Origin of the sequence: Pseudomonas karstica, assembly GCF_009707515.1 — a bacterium.
GTDB lineage: Bacteria > Pseudomonadota > Gammaproteobacteria > Pseudomonadales > Pseudomonadaceae > Aquipseudomonas > Aquipseudomonas karstica.
In genome coordinates this window covers 169,930-184,543 of the sequence record NZ_WLYI01000001.1, presented here as the reverse complement: position 1 = coordinate 184,543, position 14,614 = coordinate 169,930, and the positions used below count along the sequence as shown (strand labels likewise).

At 61.0% G+C, this 14,614-nt stretch carries 14 protein-coding genes; 9 read left to right on the top strand and 5 right to left on the bottom strand.

Annotated features, from left to right (window positions below; translation table 11 throughout):
• Nucleotides 1–27: 27 nt before the first annotated feature.
• The 8 genes from hflK (GIR22_RS00815) (at nt 28) to cfaB (ending at nt 9,227) form a co-directional block, all read left to right on the top strand.
• Nucleotides 28–1,968, top strand: a complete 1,941-nt coding sequence (gene hflK / locus GIR22_RS00815; RefSeq protein ID WP_154741452.1) for a protease modulator HflK — start codon at nt 28–30, stop codon at nt 1,966–1,968.
• A gap of 11 nt (nt 1,969–1,979) precedes the next feature.
• Entirely contained in the window at nt 1,980–2,969 is a 990-nt protein-coding gene (gene hflC, locus GIR22_RS00810) for a protease modulator HflC (protein ID WP_178122012.1), read from the top strand.
• Nucleotides 2,966–4,012: a protease modulator HflK gene (hflK, locus tag GIR22_RS00805; protein ID WP_154741450.1), complete on the top strand. Its 1,047-nt coding sequence runs from the start codon at nt 2,966–2,968 to the stop codon at nt 4,010–4,012. The genes hflC and hflK (GIR22_RS00805) overlap by 4 nt, the downstream gene beginning before the upstream one ends.
• Nucleotides 4,009–5,904 carry a cation-translocating P-type ATPase gene (locus GIR22_RS00800; protein WP_154741449.1) on the top strand — a complete coding sequence of 632 codons (1,896 nt, stop codon included), beginning with the start codon at nt 4,009–4,011 and terminating at the stop codon, nt 5,902–5,904. The genes hflK (GIR22_RS00805) and GIR22_RS00800 overlap by 4 nt, the downstream gene beginning before the upstream one ends.
• Before the next feature lie 116 nt (nt 5,905–6,020).
• Nucleotides 6,021–6,272 (top strand): BufA2 family periplasmic bufferin-type metallophore, encoded by a 252-nt coding sequence (bufA2, locus tag GIR22_RS00795; protein ID WP_154741448.1) that lies wholly within the window; start codon nt 6,021–6,023, stop codon nt 6,270–6,272.
• Nucleotides 6,273–6,337: 65 nt separating this feature from the next.
• Nucleotides 6,338–7,183 carry an MNIO family bufferin maturase gene (gene bufB / locus GIR22_RS00790; RefSeq protein ID WP_154741447.1) on the top strand — a complete coding sequence of 282 codons (846 nt, stop codon included), beginning with the start codon at nt 6,338–6,340 and terminating at the stop codon, nt 7,181–7,183.
• On the top strand, nt 7,174–7,956 hold the full coding sequence (locus GIR22_RS00785; RefSeq protein ID WP_154741446.1) for an HvfC/BufC N-terminal domain-containing protein: 783 nt from the start codon (nt 7,174–7,176) through the stop codon (nt 7,954–7,956). The genes bufB and GIR22_RS00785 overlap by 10 nt, the downstream gene beginning before the upstream one ends.
• A gap of 86 nt (nt 7,957–8,042) precedes the next feature.
• Nucleotides 8,043–9,227 (top strand): C17 cyclopropane fatty acid synthase CfaB, encoded by a 1,185-nt coding sequence (cfaB, locus tag GIR22_RS00780; protein ID WP_154741445.1) that lies wholly within the window; start codon nt 8,043–8,045, stop codon nt 9,225–9,227.
• A gap of 90 nt (nt 9,228–9,317) precedes the next feature.
• Here cfaB and cls read toward each other — a convergent pair whose 3' ends face one another.
• Nucleotides 9,318–10,757, bottom strand: coding sequence for a cardiolipin synthase (cls, locus tag GIR22_RS00775; protein ID WP_154741444.1), 1,440 nt, complete (start codon nt 10,755–10,757; stop codon nt 9,318–9,320).
• A 130-nt stretch (nt 10,758–10,887) separates the two neighbouring features.
• Between cls and GIR22_RS00770 the strand changes: the two genes are divergently transcribed.
• Nucleotides 10,888–11,409: a DUF3617 domain-containing protein gene (locus GIR22_RS00770; RefSeq protein ID WP_154741443.1), complete on the top strand. Its 522-nt coding sequence runs from the start codon at nt 10,888–10,890 to the stop codon at nt 11,407–11,409.
• Here the strand turns inward: GIR22_RS00770 and GIR22_RS00765 are convergent.
• From GIR22_RS00765 to GIR22_RS00750, 4 genes are read right to left on the bottom strand one after another with little or no spacing between them, the layout of a single operon-like run.
• Nucleotides 11,406–12,743, bottom strand: a complete 1,338-nt coding sequence (locus GIR22_RS00765; RefSeq protein ID WP_154741442.1) for a dihydroorotase — start codon at nt 12,741–12,743, stop codon at nt 11,406–11,408. The two genes, GIR22_RS00770 and GIR22_RS00765, sit on opposite strands and share 4 nt — an antisense overlap.
• Nucleotides 12,744–12,745: 2 nt before the next feature.
• A complete protein-coding gene (locus GIR22_RS00760; protein WP_154741441.1) occupies nt 12,746–13,306 on the bottom strand; it encodes a gamma carbonic anhydrase family protein in 561 nt (186 codons plus the stop codon).
• Complete coding sequence (gene hisI, locus GIR22_RS00755) at nt 13,303–13,728, bottom strand: phosphoribosyl-AMP cyclohydrolase (protein WP_154741440.1); 426 nt, start codon at nt 13,726–13,728, stop codon at nt 13,303–13,305. Before hisI ends, GIR22_RS00760 begins: the two co-directional genes overlap by 4 nt.
• The gene (locus GIR22_RS00750) at nt 13,725–14,603 is read right to left on the bottom strand and encodes a metal ABC transporter substrate-binding protein (protein ID WP_154741439.1); all 879 of its coding nucleotides are present in this window, start codon (nt 14,601–14,603) and stop codon (nt 13,725–13,727) included. Before GIR22_RS00750 ends, hisI begins: the two co-directional genes overlap by 4 nt.
• Nucleotides 14,604–14,614: the final 11 nt, after the last annotated feature.

Below are 14,614 nucleotides of genomic sequence, written 5' to 3'. Positions count from 1 at the left end.
GAATTGTGTATGGACGGGCGTGTGTGCATGCGAGTGGATCTAGACGCTGAAGGCGCATTGGTGGACGGCCTGCCACGCTTTCAACAAGGGATAGTTCATGCCCGGCGGTTACGCCAGGCGGGTGTCAGCCTGACAGTCATGGCCATCGGCGGCTGGGTGCTGGCGTTATTCGTGACGTTGTTCGCGCCGCTGTCGATTTGGCCGGTGGTGCTCATCAACTGTGCCTCCTCCTTGCTGGTGCTGGTGGCCGGGTTGCAATCGGCCTGGTGGGTGGCCGATTGGCGGGCCCAGGCATTGGAAGACCCGACGGCGTCGTTGATTGAGCCGCCGCAGGCCGTGGAAGATTCCGGTTGGTATGAGCGCCTGCTCGGCCGCATCAGCAGCGGCTGGGGTGGCCTGTTGGCGCAGATAGGCGCGCCCGTCCTGTGGTTGTGCGGCGGGTCCTTGCTGGCACTGCTCAGCATCGTAGAGTTCTGGAACCTGGCGTTGCCACCCGCTGTGGTGGGGCAGGCCGCCAGTGTTGGCGCTGCGGTCGCGCTGTTGCTGGCCTTCGGCTTGCTGGTATTTGAACGACGCCTGGCCCAGGAAAGCACTGCCCAATGGCCGGAAGCAGGGCAACTGGCGCAGTTGAGCCGGGTGGCAATCATCTGTCTGGCGCTCAGTGCGATTTGCCTGTTATTTGCCAGCGAAGAATCCGTCTGGCCATTGCGCCTGGCGGTGTTGATCGGTTTGCTGCCAGCGTTGGTGGCATTGGAGTTTCTGCTGCGGGCGGCGCTGTCTCTGTTCAGCCCACGCCAGGAGCGCCTGGAGCCTCGGTTGATGGCGCAAAGCTTTATTGCCGACCTGCTGCGCTGGCCGCCACAGCCGCTGCTCGCCTTGCAACACGAATTGCACAACCGCTTCGGCATCGACCTGCGACAGATCTGGGCGTTTACCTATATGCGCCGGGCGTTTTTGCCGATATTGGTCGTGGTGTTGGCGGTGGGTTGGTTACTGACGGGCGTGCATGAAGTAGCCCTGCAAGGCCGTGGGATTTATGAACGCTTTGGCAAACCAGTGGAGGTCTTCGGGCCGGGCCTGCACGTGGGGTTGCCATGGCCGTTGGGCCGGGTGCTGAGTGTGGAAAATGGCGTGGTCCACGAGTTGGCCACCAGCGTCGGCGAGACGGCCACCACAGAATTGGCGCCCGCCGAAGGCCCTGCACCACTGATCGCCAATCGTCTGTGGGACGCCAGCCATGTGAATGACAAGTCCCAGGTGATCGCCAGCAGCAGCGGCGACAAGCAGAGCTTCCAGATCGTCAACATGGACGTGCGCTTCGTTTATCGTATCGGCCTGACTGATCAGGCCGCGCTTGCCGCCACCTACAACAGTGCCGATGTCCCCACGCTGATTCGCAGCACCGCCAGCCGCATTCTCGTGCATGACTTTGCCTCGCGTACCCTTGATGAATTGCTTGGGGAGCAGCGCACCGGCCTGGCCGATGCAATAGGCCGGACGGTACAAGCCGATTTGCAGAGACTCGACAGCGGCGTGGAAATCCTCGCCACCGTGGTGGAAGCCATTCACCCGCCCGCTGGCGCGGCCAACGCCTACCATGGCGTGCAAGCGGCGCAAATTGGTGCCCAGGCGTTGATCTCCCGTGAGCGCGGCGTGGCCAGCGAACAAACCAATCAGGCGTTGCTGCAAGCCAGCACGGCCCAGGATTTGGCCCAGGCCACGGCCCATGAGGTCAACGCGGGTGCCCGGGCGGCGGACCTGCGCTTTGTCGCCGAGCAAAAGGCTTACGCCCATGCCGGCCAAGCGTTCGTGCTGGAGCAGTACCTCGGCCAACTGAGCCAGGGCCTGAGCCACGCCAAGTTGCTTATTCTTGATCATCGCCTGGGTGGCAGCAGCGTCCCGACGATCGATCTGCGTTCTTTTACTTTGCCGGCCGACCCTTCGGTGCCGCGTAAAGCCGTTCAATAAGGAGTTGTCTGTTGAGCGCTCATTCTCATGATCATGGTCACCACCACGGCCACCACCATCATCACCATCACGGGGAAGAACAAGACGCCGGCCCGTTCCCTTGGCGGCGCATGGCCTGGGCGATGTTGCTGGTGCTGTTCGCCGTTGCCGCCGCCAGCCTGGTGCAAGTGCGTTCCGGCGAGGCCACGGTGATCACCCGGTTCGGCAACCCTGCGCGGGTGCTGCTGGAGCCTGGCCTTGGCTGGCGCTGGCCGGCGCCGTTCGAGGCGGCGATCCCGGTGGATTTGCGCTTGCGCACCACTTCCAGCGGTTTGCAGGACGTGGGCACGCGGGATGGTTTGCGGATCATCGTCCAGGCCTATGTGGCCTGGCAGGTCCAGGGTGATGCCGACAACGTGAAACGTTTTATGCGCGCCGTGCAGAACCAGCCGGACGAAGCGGCGCGGCAGATTCGTACCTTTGTCGGTTCGGCTCTTGAAACCACCGCCAGCAGTTTCGATTTGGCCAACCTGGTGAACACTGACGCCAGCCAGGTGCGGATCGCCGATTTCGAAGCGCAGTTGCGCCAACAGATTGATCAACAGTTGCTCACTACCTATGGCGTGCGTGTGGTGCAGGTGGGTATCGAGCGGCTGACCTTGCCTTCGGTGACCCTGGCGGCCACCGTCGACCGCATGCGTGCCGAGCGGGAAACCATTGCCACCGAACGCACCGCCGTGGGCAAGCGCGAAGCGGCGCAGATCCGCTCCGCCGCCGAGCGTGACGCGCGTATCGTCCAGGCTGATGCCACGGTGAAAGCCGCAGACATCGAAGCCCAATCCCGTGTGGAAGCGGCGCAAATCTACGGCCGTGCCTACGCCAGCAACCCGCAGTTGTATAACTTGCTGCGTTCCCTCGATACCTTGGGCACGGTGGTAACGCCGGGCACTAAAATCATCCTGCGCACCGATGCCGCACCGTTCCGTGCATTGGTGGACGGGCCCAAGGATCCACAGCCATGAGTCTGTCGTCCAAAGACCCGGACAGCCTCGACAGCCCGTGGATCCAGGCCGGGCGCCTGACCTTCCTCGCACTGTATGCGGTGACCGTGCTGGCCGCGCTGGCCTGGGCGTTTTCCAACGTGCGGCAGATCGATCCGCAGAACCGTGCCGTGGTCTTGCACTTCGGCGCATTGGATCGGATTCAGAATGCTGGGCTGCTCTTGGCTTGGCCGCGTCCCTTTGAACAAGTGGTGTTGTTGCCGGCGGCGGATCGGGTAATTGAGCGCCGTGTGGAAACTCTCCTGCGCTCCGACGCTGCGATCCAGGCGGACCGCGTCGCCAGTTTGGCCACGCCCCTGAGTGATGCCCTGGCCGGTTCCGGTTACCTGCTGACGGGTGATGCCGGCGTGGTGCAACTGGATGTGCGGGTGTTCTACAAGGTCACTGAGCCTTACGCCTTTGTGTTGCAGGGTACTCACGTGTTGCCGGCGCTGGATCGGTTGGTTACCCGTAGCGCCGTGGCCCTGACGGCCGCTCGGGACCTGGACACTATTCTGGTGGCGCGTCCCGAACTGATCGGCGCCGACAACCAGGCTGCCGAACGCCGTGAACGCTTGCGCGGGGATCTGGTGCAAGGCATCAACCAGCGCCTGGTAGACCTGGCGTCTACAGGCCTGGGCCTGGGTATCGAAGTGACCCGGGTCGATGTGCAATCGAGCTTGCCGAGCCCGGCGGTGAATGCCTTCAACGCGGTACTGACTGCCAGCCAGCAAGCCGACAAGGCTGTGGCCAACGCCCGCACCGACGCCGAGAAACTGACCCAGGGCGCCACTCAGGACGCCGACCGACTGGTGCAAGTGGCTCACGCTGGCGCCCGCGAACGCCTGGCCAATGCCCAGGCACAAACCGCCACCGTGGCCAGCCTGGCTCAGGTCAAAGACCCCGGCCTTTTACTGCGCCTGTACCGCGAGCGCCTGCCGAAGATCCTCGGTCAGGCCGGTTCCGTGACCACAGTCGACCCTAAAGATGATTCCCGCCTGATTATTCAGGGAGCCGAACAATGACCGCTCATGCAGCCCCCATGCTGACGTCGGCCGAGCAGCGCAGTGCCGCTCGGCAATTGACGTTGGCGATGTTGGCCCTCGGCCTGCTCGCCCTGGGCCTGGCCTGGCGCTGGCTGAGCCCTGATCAGAGCGGCGTCAGCCAGCTGTTGCTGGGCGTCGCCTCCTTGCTGGTGGCCGTGCCGGTGATGCGTTCGGCCTGGTACAGCCTGCGCTACCCGAGCCTGCATGGCATCACCGACCAGTTGATCGCCCTGGCGATGCTGGGAGCCTGGGCTACCGGTGACCTGCTGACCGCTGCCTTGTTGCCAATCATCATGATCTTTGGTCATGTGCTGGAAGAGCGCAGTGTCATCGGTTCTCAAGAAGCCATTCACGCCTTGGGCAAGCTGACCCGCAGCCACGCACGCTTGGTGCAGGCCGACGGGACGATTGTCGAAGTGGATAATGGCACCCTGAAGACCGGTGACATCGTTGAAGTACGCGCCGGCGACCGAGTGCCCGCCGATGGCGTGGTGCTGTCGGGTCAGGCCAGCCTGGACACCGCGCCGATCACCGGTGAGTCGGTGCCGCTGGAGGCCAGTGTGGGCGTGCAGGTATTTGGTGGCGCGATCAATCTGGACGGCTTGCTGCGTCTGGAAGTGACCCGTACCGGCAACGAATCGACCTTGGGTAAAGTCATCGCCCTGATGCAAAGCGCCGAGCGTTCCAAGCCGCCGATCACCCGGTTGTTGGAGCGGTATGCCGGCAGTTACATGGTGTTGGTGTTGTTGCTGGCGGCGGTCACCTGGTTTGTGACCAATGATGCCCAGGCGATGCTGGCCGTGCTGGTGGCTGCGTGCCCGTGTGCGTTGGTATTGTCGGCACCGGCCACGGCAATTGCCGGGATTGCGGTGGCGGCGCGTCACGGGATTCTGATTCGCAGCTCGGCGTTCCTGGAAGAGCTGGCGGACCTGACTTCCCTGGTGGTCGACAAGACCGGCACCCTGACATTTGGCACCCTGCGCTTGCAGTCCATTGAAACCGCTGTGCCGGACCGCCAAGTGTTATTGAACCTGGCAGCCAGCCTGGGCTCGGCCAGCAGCCACCCCGTCAGCCGTGCGTTGGCGAAGCTCGCCAGCCAAGAACAGCTGTTGGTGCTCTCGGATATTCGCGAACGCCAGGGCTTGGGTGTGGTGGCGCAGACCGAACAGGGCGAAGCGGCCCTCGGTCGGCCGGAGCTCTTTGAGCAGTTGAGCATTGCGACCACCCCTGTGCCCAGGCACGACGGCCCGATTGCCGGGTTGGCGCTCAATGGGCAATTCCTCGCCTGGCTCTTGCTCGCCGACAGCATCAAGCCGGAGGCGCGCCAGGCCATGAAGGAGCTCCGGGAACTGGGCCTGGGCCGTCAATTGCTGCTCACCGGCGACCGCCAGAGCGTGGCTGACAGCCTGGCGCTGGAAGTGGGCATCGGTGATGTCGAAGCCCAGGCTTTGCCGGAGGACAAACTCAACCGTGTACTGGGGGAAATCGGCAGCGGGTTCCGGCCGATGGTAGTAGGCGACGGGATCAACGATTCCCTGGCCCTCAAGGCCGGCGTGGTGGGCGTGGCCATGGGCGCGGGCGGGGCAGATATTGCCCTGGCCTCGGCGGACGTGGTGCTGATCGGCAGCGATCTGCGACGCCTGGGTACCTGTGTGCGGCTGAGTCGGCAGTGCCGGCATACGTTGCAGGTCAATGTGATCATCGGCCTGGGTTGGACGTTGGCAATTGTGGTGTTTGCGGCTTTCGGTTGGCTGGGCGCGGCGGGGGCAATGATTGCAGCGGTGTTGCACAACCTCAGTACTTTGCTGGTGCTGGGTAACGCCGGGCGTTTACTGCGGTTCCAGGAGCCGCTGTCGAAGCTTGCGGAATAAATTTCGGAAATTATTCAGTCTCGATGTAACGGCACCAGGGCCCCTCACTCTAGTGCTGTGTCGGGACTGAACACTCCGTTTGGCCGACTCCATTACCGATCATGAGGAATACAAGAATGAGCATTAAATCCGCTGCTGCTGGTGCTGCCTTTGCTATCGCTGCTGCTGGCATGTTTGCCGGGGTCGCCACCCAGGTGCAGGCTGCAGATGCCCAGGTTCATTGCTACGGCGTGACTTCCTGCAAAGGTATGAACGATTGCAAAACCGCTGAAAATGCCTGCAAAGGCCAGGCTGTTTGCAAGGGCCACGGCTTCAAGGCGATGACTCAGTCGGCGTGCGATAAAGCAGGCGGCAAAGTCGGCGAGTAACCGGCAATCGAGTGCCACCGCAGCGGGCCCCCCGCCGCTGCGGACACTTTGCCTTGGAGTGTGTGATGTCTGGTTCCCTTCCCAGCCTGGGTTACGGCCTCGGGTTACGCAGCGTTTATTATCAAGAGATTCTCGAACAGTCGCCGGCCGTGGACTGGTTTGAAATCGTCTCCGAGAATTACTTGGTGCAAGGCGGCAAAGCCTTGTACTACCTGGACGCTATTGCCGAGCGTTATCCGTTGGTGATGCACGGTGTGTCCCTGTCCATTGGCGGGCCCCATGACCTCGACCGCGATTACCTGAAGCAACTCAAGCAACTGGCCGAACGGATCCAGCCGGCGTGGGTTTCCGACCATCTGTGTTGGAGCCGTGGTAGCGCGCATCAGTTGCATGACCTGTTGCCGCTGCCTTATACCGAAGAAAGCCTGTACCACGTCGCCAATCGCGTGCGGCAGGTGCAGGATGTGTTGCAGCGCCCCCTGGTACTGGAAAACGTCTCCAGCTATGTGCGATCCAAGGCAGATGAGTTCACCGAGTGGGAATTTCTCAATGCCCTGACACACCTCAGCGGTTGCCAGCTGTTGCTGGACGTCAATAACGTCTACGTCAGTTCCCGCAACCATGGGTTCGATGCCTGGACCTTTATCTGCAACCTGCCCCCCGAAAGTATCCGCCAGTTGCACTTGGCCGGGCACATGGACTATGGCGACTACGTGATCGATACCCATGATCACCCGGTGTGCGACCCGGTCTGGGCGTTGTATCAACAGACCCTGGAACACCTGGGCCCGGTCTCGACGCTACTGGAGCGCGATGGCCACTTTCCACCCTTTGAAGAGTTACTCTGCGAGTTGGCCAAGGCCCGGGAGCTGGGTGCGATGGTCCTGGCCAAGAGGCCTTTATGCGCCTGACGGACTGGCAACTGGCTTTTGAGCAACAGGTATTATCAGAGACAGTAAGTAGCGGCTTCAGCGCCACGCTGATCGGCGGTCCGACGCTGGACGTCGAGACGGGCCTGGCTATTTACCACAACGCTTATCAGGCCCGGTTGCAGGAAGTGCTACAGGGTGACTTCGGCGCCGTTTGGTACTGGCTCGGGGACGATGAGTTTGCGCAGTTGGGCGCGGCTTATATTCGTCGTTATCCCTCTACCCATTACAGTTTGCGCTGGTTCGGCGAGCGGTTTTGCGAGTTTGTCCTTGAACATTTGGTGGCCGAACAAAGCGTACCGTTGGCCGAGCTAGTACGTCTTGAATGGGCATTTACCCTGGCCTTTGATGCACCACAAGGCGAGCCGTTGACGTTGCAGTACATGGTGCAGTTGCCTCCCGAGGCCTGGCCGGGGCTGCAAGTGCAGCTGGCGTCTTCGGTGCAGCAAATACTCTGTTGCTTCAATAGCGTGGCGATTTGGCGATCAAGCAAGGAGCAAGCGGACTTTCCCGGCAGCGAAGCCTTGCCCGAAGCCCAGGTTTGCCTGATCTGGCGCCACCAGAACATAGGTCAATACCGCACCCTGGCGCCAGTCGAGGCCTGGGCCTTGGCTGGAATGGTGAGCACGGGCTGGAATTTTTCAGAACTGTGCGCCGAGTTGGCAGTCACTTATCAAGAGGGCGCGGCATTGCAAGCGGTTACCTGGCTGAAACAGTGGGTCCAGGAGGGTTTGCTTGAATGTCGGGCACCATAGAAAATAGCTATTAATTCGATAGCCTCCTACTTTTTCTGTGGATGGTCTACCCTCACTTCAGACGTCTGAAACAAGGGGGACTTTTTATGCTCGCGCAACTTCCACCGGCCTTACAGAATCTTCAGCTTCCGCTGCGTCTGCGACTCTGGGACGGCCATGAATTCAATTTGGGCCCGGAGCCCAGTGTCACTATTGTGGTCAAGGATCCCACAATGGTCACGAAGTTGACCCATCCAACGCTCGATTCCCTGGGCAAAGCCTTTGTTGAGGGCAAGCTGGAGTTGGAAGGCTCCATATCCGAAGTGATCCGGGTGTGTGACGAGTTGAGTCACGCCCTGATTGATGACGACTTGCAAAGTCGTCCGGTACGCTCGATCCACGACAAGGCCACTGATGCAGCGGCTATTTCTTACCATTACGACCTGTCGAACGCGTTCTATCAGCTCTGGCTGGACCGCGACATGGCTTATTCCTGTGGGTATTTCGAGACCGGCAGCGAATCCCTCGATCAAGCCCAACAAGATAAATTCCGTCACTTGTGCCGCAAGCTGCGACTGCAGCCGGGAGAATATCTGCTGGACGTGGGCTGTGGTTGGGGCGGGCTGTCGCGGTATGCCGCGCGGGAGTTCGGGGTAAAAGTGTTTGGTATCACCCTGAGCAAGGAACAGTTGGAACTGGCCCAAGAGCGGGTGAAAGCCGAAGGGCTGGAAGGCCAGGTGGAACTGCAACTGCTTGATTACCGCGACCTGCCGCAAGACGGGCGTTTCGACAAAGTCGTCAGCGTAGGTATGTTCGAACACGTCGGCCACGCCAACCTGGCACAGTACTGCCAGATTCTGTTCGGCGCGGTGCGTGAGGGCGGCCTGGTGATGAACCACGGCATTACCGCCAAGCACACCGATGGCCGGCCGGTGGGCCGTGGCGCCGGGGATTTTATCGAGCGCTATGTGTTCCCCAACGGCGAGCTGCCGCATCTGTCGATGATGACGACGGAGATCAGCGAAGTGGGGCTGGAAGTGGTCGATGTGGAAAGCCTGCGTCTTCATTACGCTCGAACCCTGGATCATTGGAGCGAGCGCCTGGAAGATAACCTGGAAGCCGCGGCGAAGATGGTGCCGGAGCAGGCGTTGCGGATCTGGCGGCTGTACCTGGCGGGCTGTGCGTATGCCTTTGCCCGGGGCTGGATCAATCTGCATCAGATTCTGGCGGTGAAACCTCATGCCGATGGCAGCCACGAATTGCCGTGGACGCGCGATGACCTCTATCGCTAAGTGGGAACACTGAAGGGCTAATGTGGGGCTTGCTGTAGCCGCTGCCGAGGCACGAGGCTGCATGCGGTCCGCATGTGTTTTGGCATGAGCCTACAAAATCGGTGAAATTAGCCGTGCGACACGCATACCCAGTTGTTGCAGGCGATGAGTCTGGCGGTTTTCTTCCTGGCTGATTTCATGGGCCAGGTCGAAATCGTCCATCAGCATCTTCTCCACTTCGCTGGCAAATGCTTCATCCACTGTCAGCAACATCACTTCGAAATTGAGCCGGAATGAGCGGTTATCCAGATTGGCACTGCCAATGGCGCTGATTTCGTTGTCCACCAACACCACTTTCTGATGCAAGAAGCCGGGCGTGTAGCGGAACACGCGTACTCCGGCGCGCACCGCTTCGCTGGCATACAGGCTGGATGCGGCATAGACGATGCGGTGATCAGGCCGCGACGGCAGCAGCAGGCGCACATCTACCCCGCGCAGGACCGCGAGCCTGAGGGCGGCGAATACCGCTTCATCCGGCACAAAGTACGGACTGGTGATCCATACTCGCTCAGTGGCCGCATGAATCGCCTCGACGAAAAATAACGAACAGGTTTCATAAGGGTCGGCCGGGCCGCTGGCCAGCAGTTGGCAGAGCACGCCGGCATCCGGGTAGGTATCCGGAAGGAGCAGCGGCGGCAGTTCCCGTGCGGCCCAGAACCAGTCTTCGGCAAACGACTCTTGCAGGCACGCCACCACCGGGCCGCTGACCTGTACATGAGTATCGCGCCAGGGTGCCAGGGGCGGTTTCTTGCCCATGTATTCATCGCCGATGTTATGCCCGCCGACAAAGCCCGTAGCGCCGTCCACTACCACAATCTTGCGATGGTTACGGAAGTTGACCTGGAAGCGGTTGAGCCAGCCACTGCGGGTGGCAAAGGCTTTGACTTGCACACCGGCATCACGCAAGGGCTGCACATAGCTGTGGGGGAGGGAGTGGCTGCCAATGCGGTCATACAGGACGTAAATGGCTACGCCTTCGGCGGCTTTTGCCTTGAGCAGGGTTTGCAGTTGGCGACCGAGTTCGTCGTCGTGAATGATGAAAAACTGGATCAGCACAGCGGTTCTCGCCGAACGAATCGTCTCGAAAATTGCACCGAAGGTCGCGTCGCCATTGATCAGCAACCGCACCTGGTTGTTTGCCAGGCACGGCATGCGTCCCAGTTTTGGCATGGCACGCAGGGACGCATAGGCGAGGGAGTTGCGAGCGCTCAGTGCTTCCTCGACCCAGGGCCGCCAGTTCAACTCGGCGATGGCCTTGTGCATCTCCTGATTGGCCTGGCGTCGGGCCTGGATATAGGCATCGAACGTGCTGCGGCCGAAGATCAGGTAGGGGATCAACGTCAGGTAAGGAATGAATATCAGGGACAGGGCCCAGGCAATCGAGCCTTGGGCGGTCCGCACGGTCAGTACCGCGTGGATGGCGGCGAGGGTACCGAGCGAGTGCAGCAATGCAATCAGGTAGCCGAGCAGGTGCGGGCCAAAAAACTCCATGGATGACGATACTCCCGACAATTCAATGCCTAACAGACCATGTTCGGTCTCCAATGTCGCTATTTTATTTGCTGTGCAACACTGGCTTCTTTGCGGCGTCTAACGCCGACAATTGTCCAGGAGTTACCCGATGAATGCTCGCCTGCTTGGTTTGGCCATGGTTGTTGGTTTATCGCTGCCTGTGGCGGCGCACGCGCAGATGTTGGCGCCGGGGCTGTGGGAGTTGACGACCAGCAATATGAAAGTCGATAACCAGGCGCTGCCAGACCTGTCGTTGATTCTCGGTCAACTGAAGCAACAGATGACCCCGGAACAACGCGCGATGCTGGAAAAACAAGGCATCACCATGGCCGGCAAAGGGGTTCAGGTGTGCCTGACCCAGGCCCAAGTAGCGTCCGACTCGATTCCGCTGACAGACCCGCAGTCGGGCTGCAAACAGGAAGTGACGGACAAGACCGGCAACCAGTGGAAATTCCGTTTCAGTTGCCCGAAAGCCCAGGGTACCGGCGTGGCGACATTCCAGAGCCAGAAGCAATTCACTACCACCGTCAACGGCACGTTCAATGCCACCGGGATTCAGCAAAACGGCAGCCTGGACACTCACGCACAGTGGCTGGGGGACAACTGCGGTACCGTCAAGCCTCGTACTTAACGTTGAAAATGCAGGGGCAACCCCTGGCAGCTGTCGACCACCTGCCCCTCGTGCCAGGCCAGGTTGCCAGAGACCAGGGTGGTGCTGACACTGTGACGCAAGCTGCGCCCGGCGAAGGGTGTCCAGCCGCAGTGGGCGAGGATCGGCTGGCTGTTGACGGGCTTGCCGCGGGGCTCGGGTTTGATCAGCACCAGGTCGGCCCAATAACCTTCGCGCAGGTAGCCGCGGTCAGGAATGGCGAACAGGTCGGCGACGCGGTGGCTGGTTTTTGCCACCAGGGTGGTCAATGGCAGCAGGCCGTCGGCCACCAACTCCAGCAATGCCGGCAGGGCGTGTTGTACCAGCGGCAAGCCTGAGGGTGCCTCGCAGTAGGGCAACTGCTTTTGTGCCCAGGTATGTGGAGCATGATCGCTGCCGATGACATCCAGGCGATTGCCCAGCAGGGCCAGGCGCAGGGCATCGCGATCGGCTCGGGTCTTGATCGCCGGGTTGCATTTGATCTGGTGGCCAAGCTGCGCATAGTCGCGGTCATCGAACAGCAAATGATGAAGGCAGACTTCGGCGCTGATATGTTTTTCCGTCAGGGGCTTGTCTTCGAACAGCGCCAGTTCCCGTGCGCTGGTCAGGTGCAGCACGTGCAGGCGCGTGCCGTGGCGGCGGGCCAGTTCGACGGCCAGGGAGGAAGAGCGATAACAGGCTTCGGCGTCGCGAATCAACGGGTGTGCCACGGCGGGAATATGATCGCCAAAGCGATTTCTCAACCGTTGTTCGTTAGCCTGGATGCTCGGCGTGTGTTCGCAATGGGCTAGCAGGAGGGTGGGGACCACGGCAAACAGACGCTCCAGGATTCGCGGATCATCCACCAACATATTGCCGGTTGAGGCACCCATGAACACCTTGACCCCGGCCACCTCTCGCGGATCAAGGGCGGCGACGGTGTCGAGGTTGTCGTTACTGACGCCAAAGTGAAAGCCGTAGTTGGCCACCGAATGCAGGGCGGCGCGGCGCTTTTTATCGGCCAGGGCATCCAGGGTGAGAGTTGCAGGCTGAGTGTTGGGCATGTCCATGAAGCTGGTGATGCCGCCGGCCACGGCTGCGCGGGATTCACTGTAGAAACTGCCCTTGTCCGGCGCGCCGGGTTCACGAAAGTGCACTTGGTCGTCAATCATCCCCGGCAGCAGCCATTGGCCTTGAGCGTCGATTTCCAGCGCAAGGTTTTGTCCGTCGATGCTGCTGGCAATCTTCTCGATGCGGCCATTGGAGACCAGCACATCAGCGTCGAATTCCTGGCCTTCGTTCACCAGGCGAGCGTTGCGGATCAGTAGGCGGCTCATGTTCAGAACTCGTTTTGCAGGGCTTTGTAGCCACGCACCAGGTCGACGTTGGTACGAGCCACGTCTTCGGAGAACTCCGAGGCGCTGACGCTTACCGGTGGGAACAGCGAGAGGTCGGTGTTGGGCCCGATGCGGGTTGTGGAGGGCACGTAGAACGCCGCGGGCAGGTCGCAGCCGTCGACCACCGAGTTGTGGCGCACCACGCAGCCATCACCGACGGAGCAGTTGAACAGCACGCTGTTGAAGCCGATAAACACCCGATCGCCGACGGTGCAGGGGCCATGGACGATGGAACGGTGGGCGATGGAGGTGAACTCGCCGACGGTGACCGCCGCGCCGGATTTTGAGTGGATCACCACACCATCCTGGATATTGGAGTTGGCGCCGATGATGATGGGGTCCATGTCGCCGTTTGCGTCGACCTCGTCGGCACGGATGACGGCGTAGGGCCCGACGAAGACGTTTTCGCCGATGATGACTTTGCCGCAGATGATTGCGGTTTTATCGACGTAGGCCGATTCGGCGATCACCGGCAAATCGCCGGAAGGGTTTTTGCGGATCATGCTGCTGGTTCCTTGAGAGGGGCGGTGATGATGTGCACTTGATCGTTGACGATAGCGTTGTAGAAACAGGTGGGTCGGCCGGTGTGGCAGGCCGGCCCTTGCTGGTCGACGATCAACAGTACGGCGTCGCCGTCGCAGTCCAGGCGTGCCTCCACCAGTTGCTGCCAGTGGCCGGAGGTTTCGCCTTTGCGCCATAGCTGCTGGCGCGAGCGTGACCAGTAGCAGACTTGCCCGCTCGCCAAGGTTTCATTAAGGGCCTGACGGTTCATCCACGCCAACATCAAGACCTCACCGCTACCGTGTTGCTGGGCGATGGCGGCAATCAGGCCATCGCTGTTCCACGCCAGGGCCTCCAATACGTGATCAAGGGGGAAGCGACTGCCCAGGGCAGCGGCTTCCAGGTCGAGCATGCTCGGGCTCATGGCTTGCTCAGGGCGGCGTACAAAGTGTTGAGGTTGTATTCGAACAGCCCGGTAAAGGTGCTGGCCGGGCCTTCTGTCGCCAAGGCGTCGGAGTACAACGTGCCGCCCAGATGCGCGCCGCTTTCGTCGGCGATCTGCTTGAGCAGGCGCGAGTCCTTGATGTTTTCCATGAACACGGCTTTAACGTGGTCGCTGCGGATCTGGGTGATCAGCGCAGCCACTTCGGCAGCCGATGGCTCACGCTCGGTAGACAGGCCCTGTGGCGCCATGAAGTCGATGCCATAGGCCTGGCCCAGGTACCCAAAAGCGTCGTGGGAGGTCACGATGCGGCGGTTACCCGGAGGCAGTGAGCCCAGCTTGGTCTGGGCTTCGGCCAGCAGGCGGTAGATTTCTTTCAGGTACACCTGGCGGTTGTGCTGATAATCGGCCTGGTTGGCAGGGTCGGCGGCGATCAATGCCTTGGTGATGTTGTTGACATAGATTTCGCTGTTGGCCAGGTTGTGCCAGGCGTGGGGGTCGGGAATCGTGTCGCCGTCTTCTTCCATGGTACGGGCGATCACCCCTTTGCTGGCGCTGACCACGGTGGCCTTGGTCTCGGTGCTGGTGATCAGGCGATCCAGCCACGGCTCGAAACCCAGGCCATTCTTGATGATCACCCGTGCCTTGAGCAGGGCCTTGGCATCATCGGGCGTTGGCTCATAGGTGTGGGCATCGGCGTCGGGGCCGACCATGTTGCTGATCTGGATATGGTCGCCACCGATCTGGTGAGTCATGTCATTGAGGATGCTGAAGCTGGTAACCACTTGGAGTTTTTCGGCGGCCTGGGCAGTCGCAAGCGACAGCAAGACACTGAACAGCACGAGTAGAGCACGCATCGGGAAACACC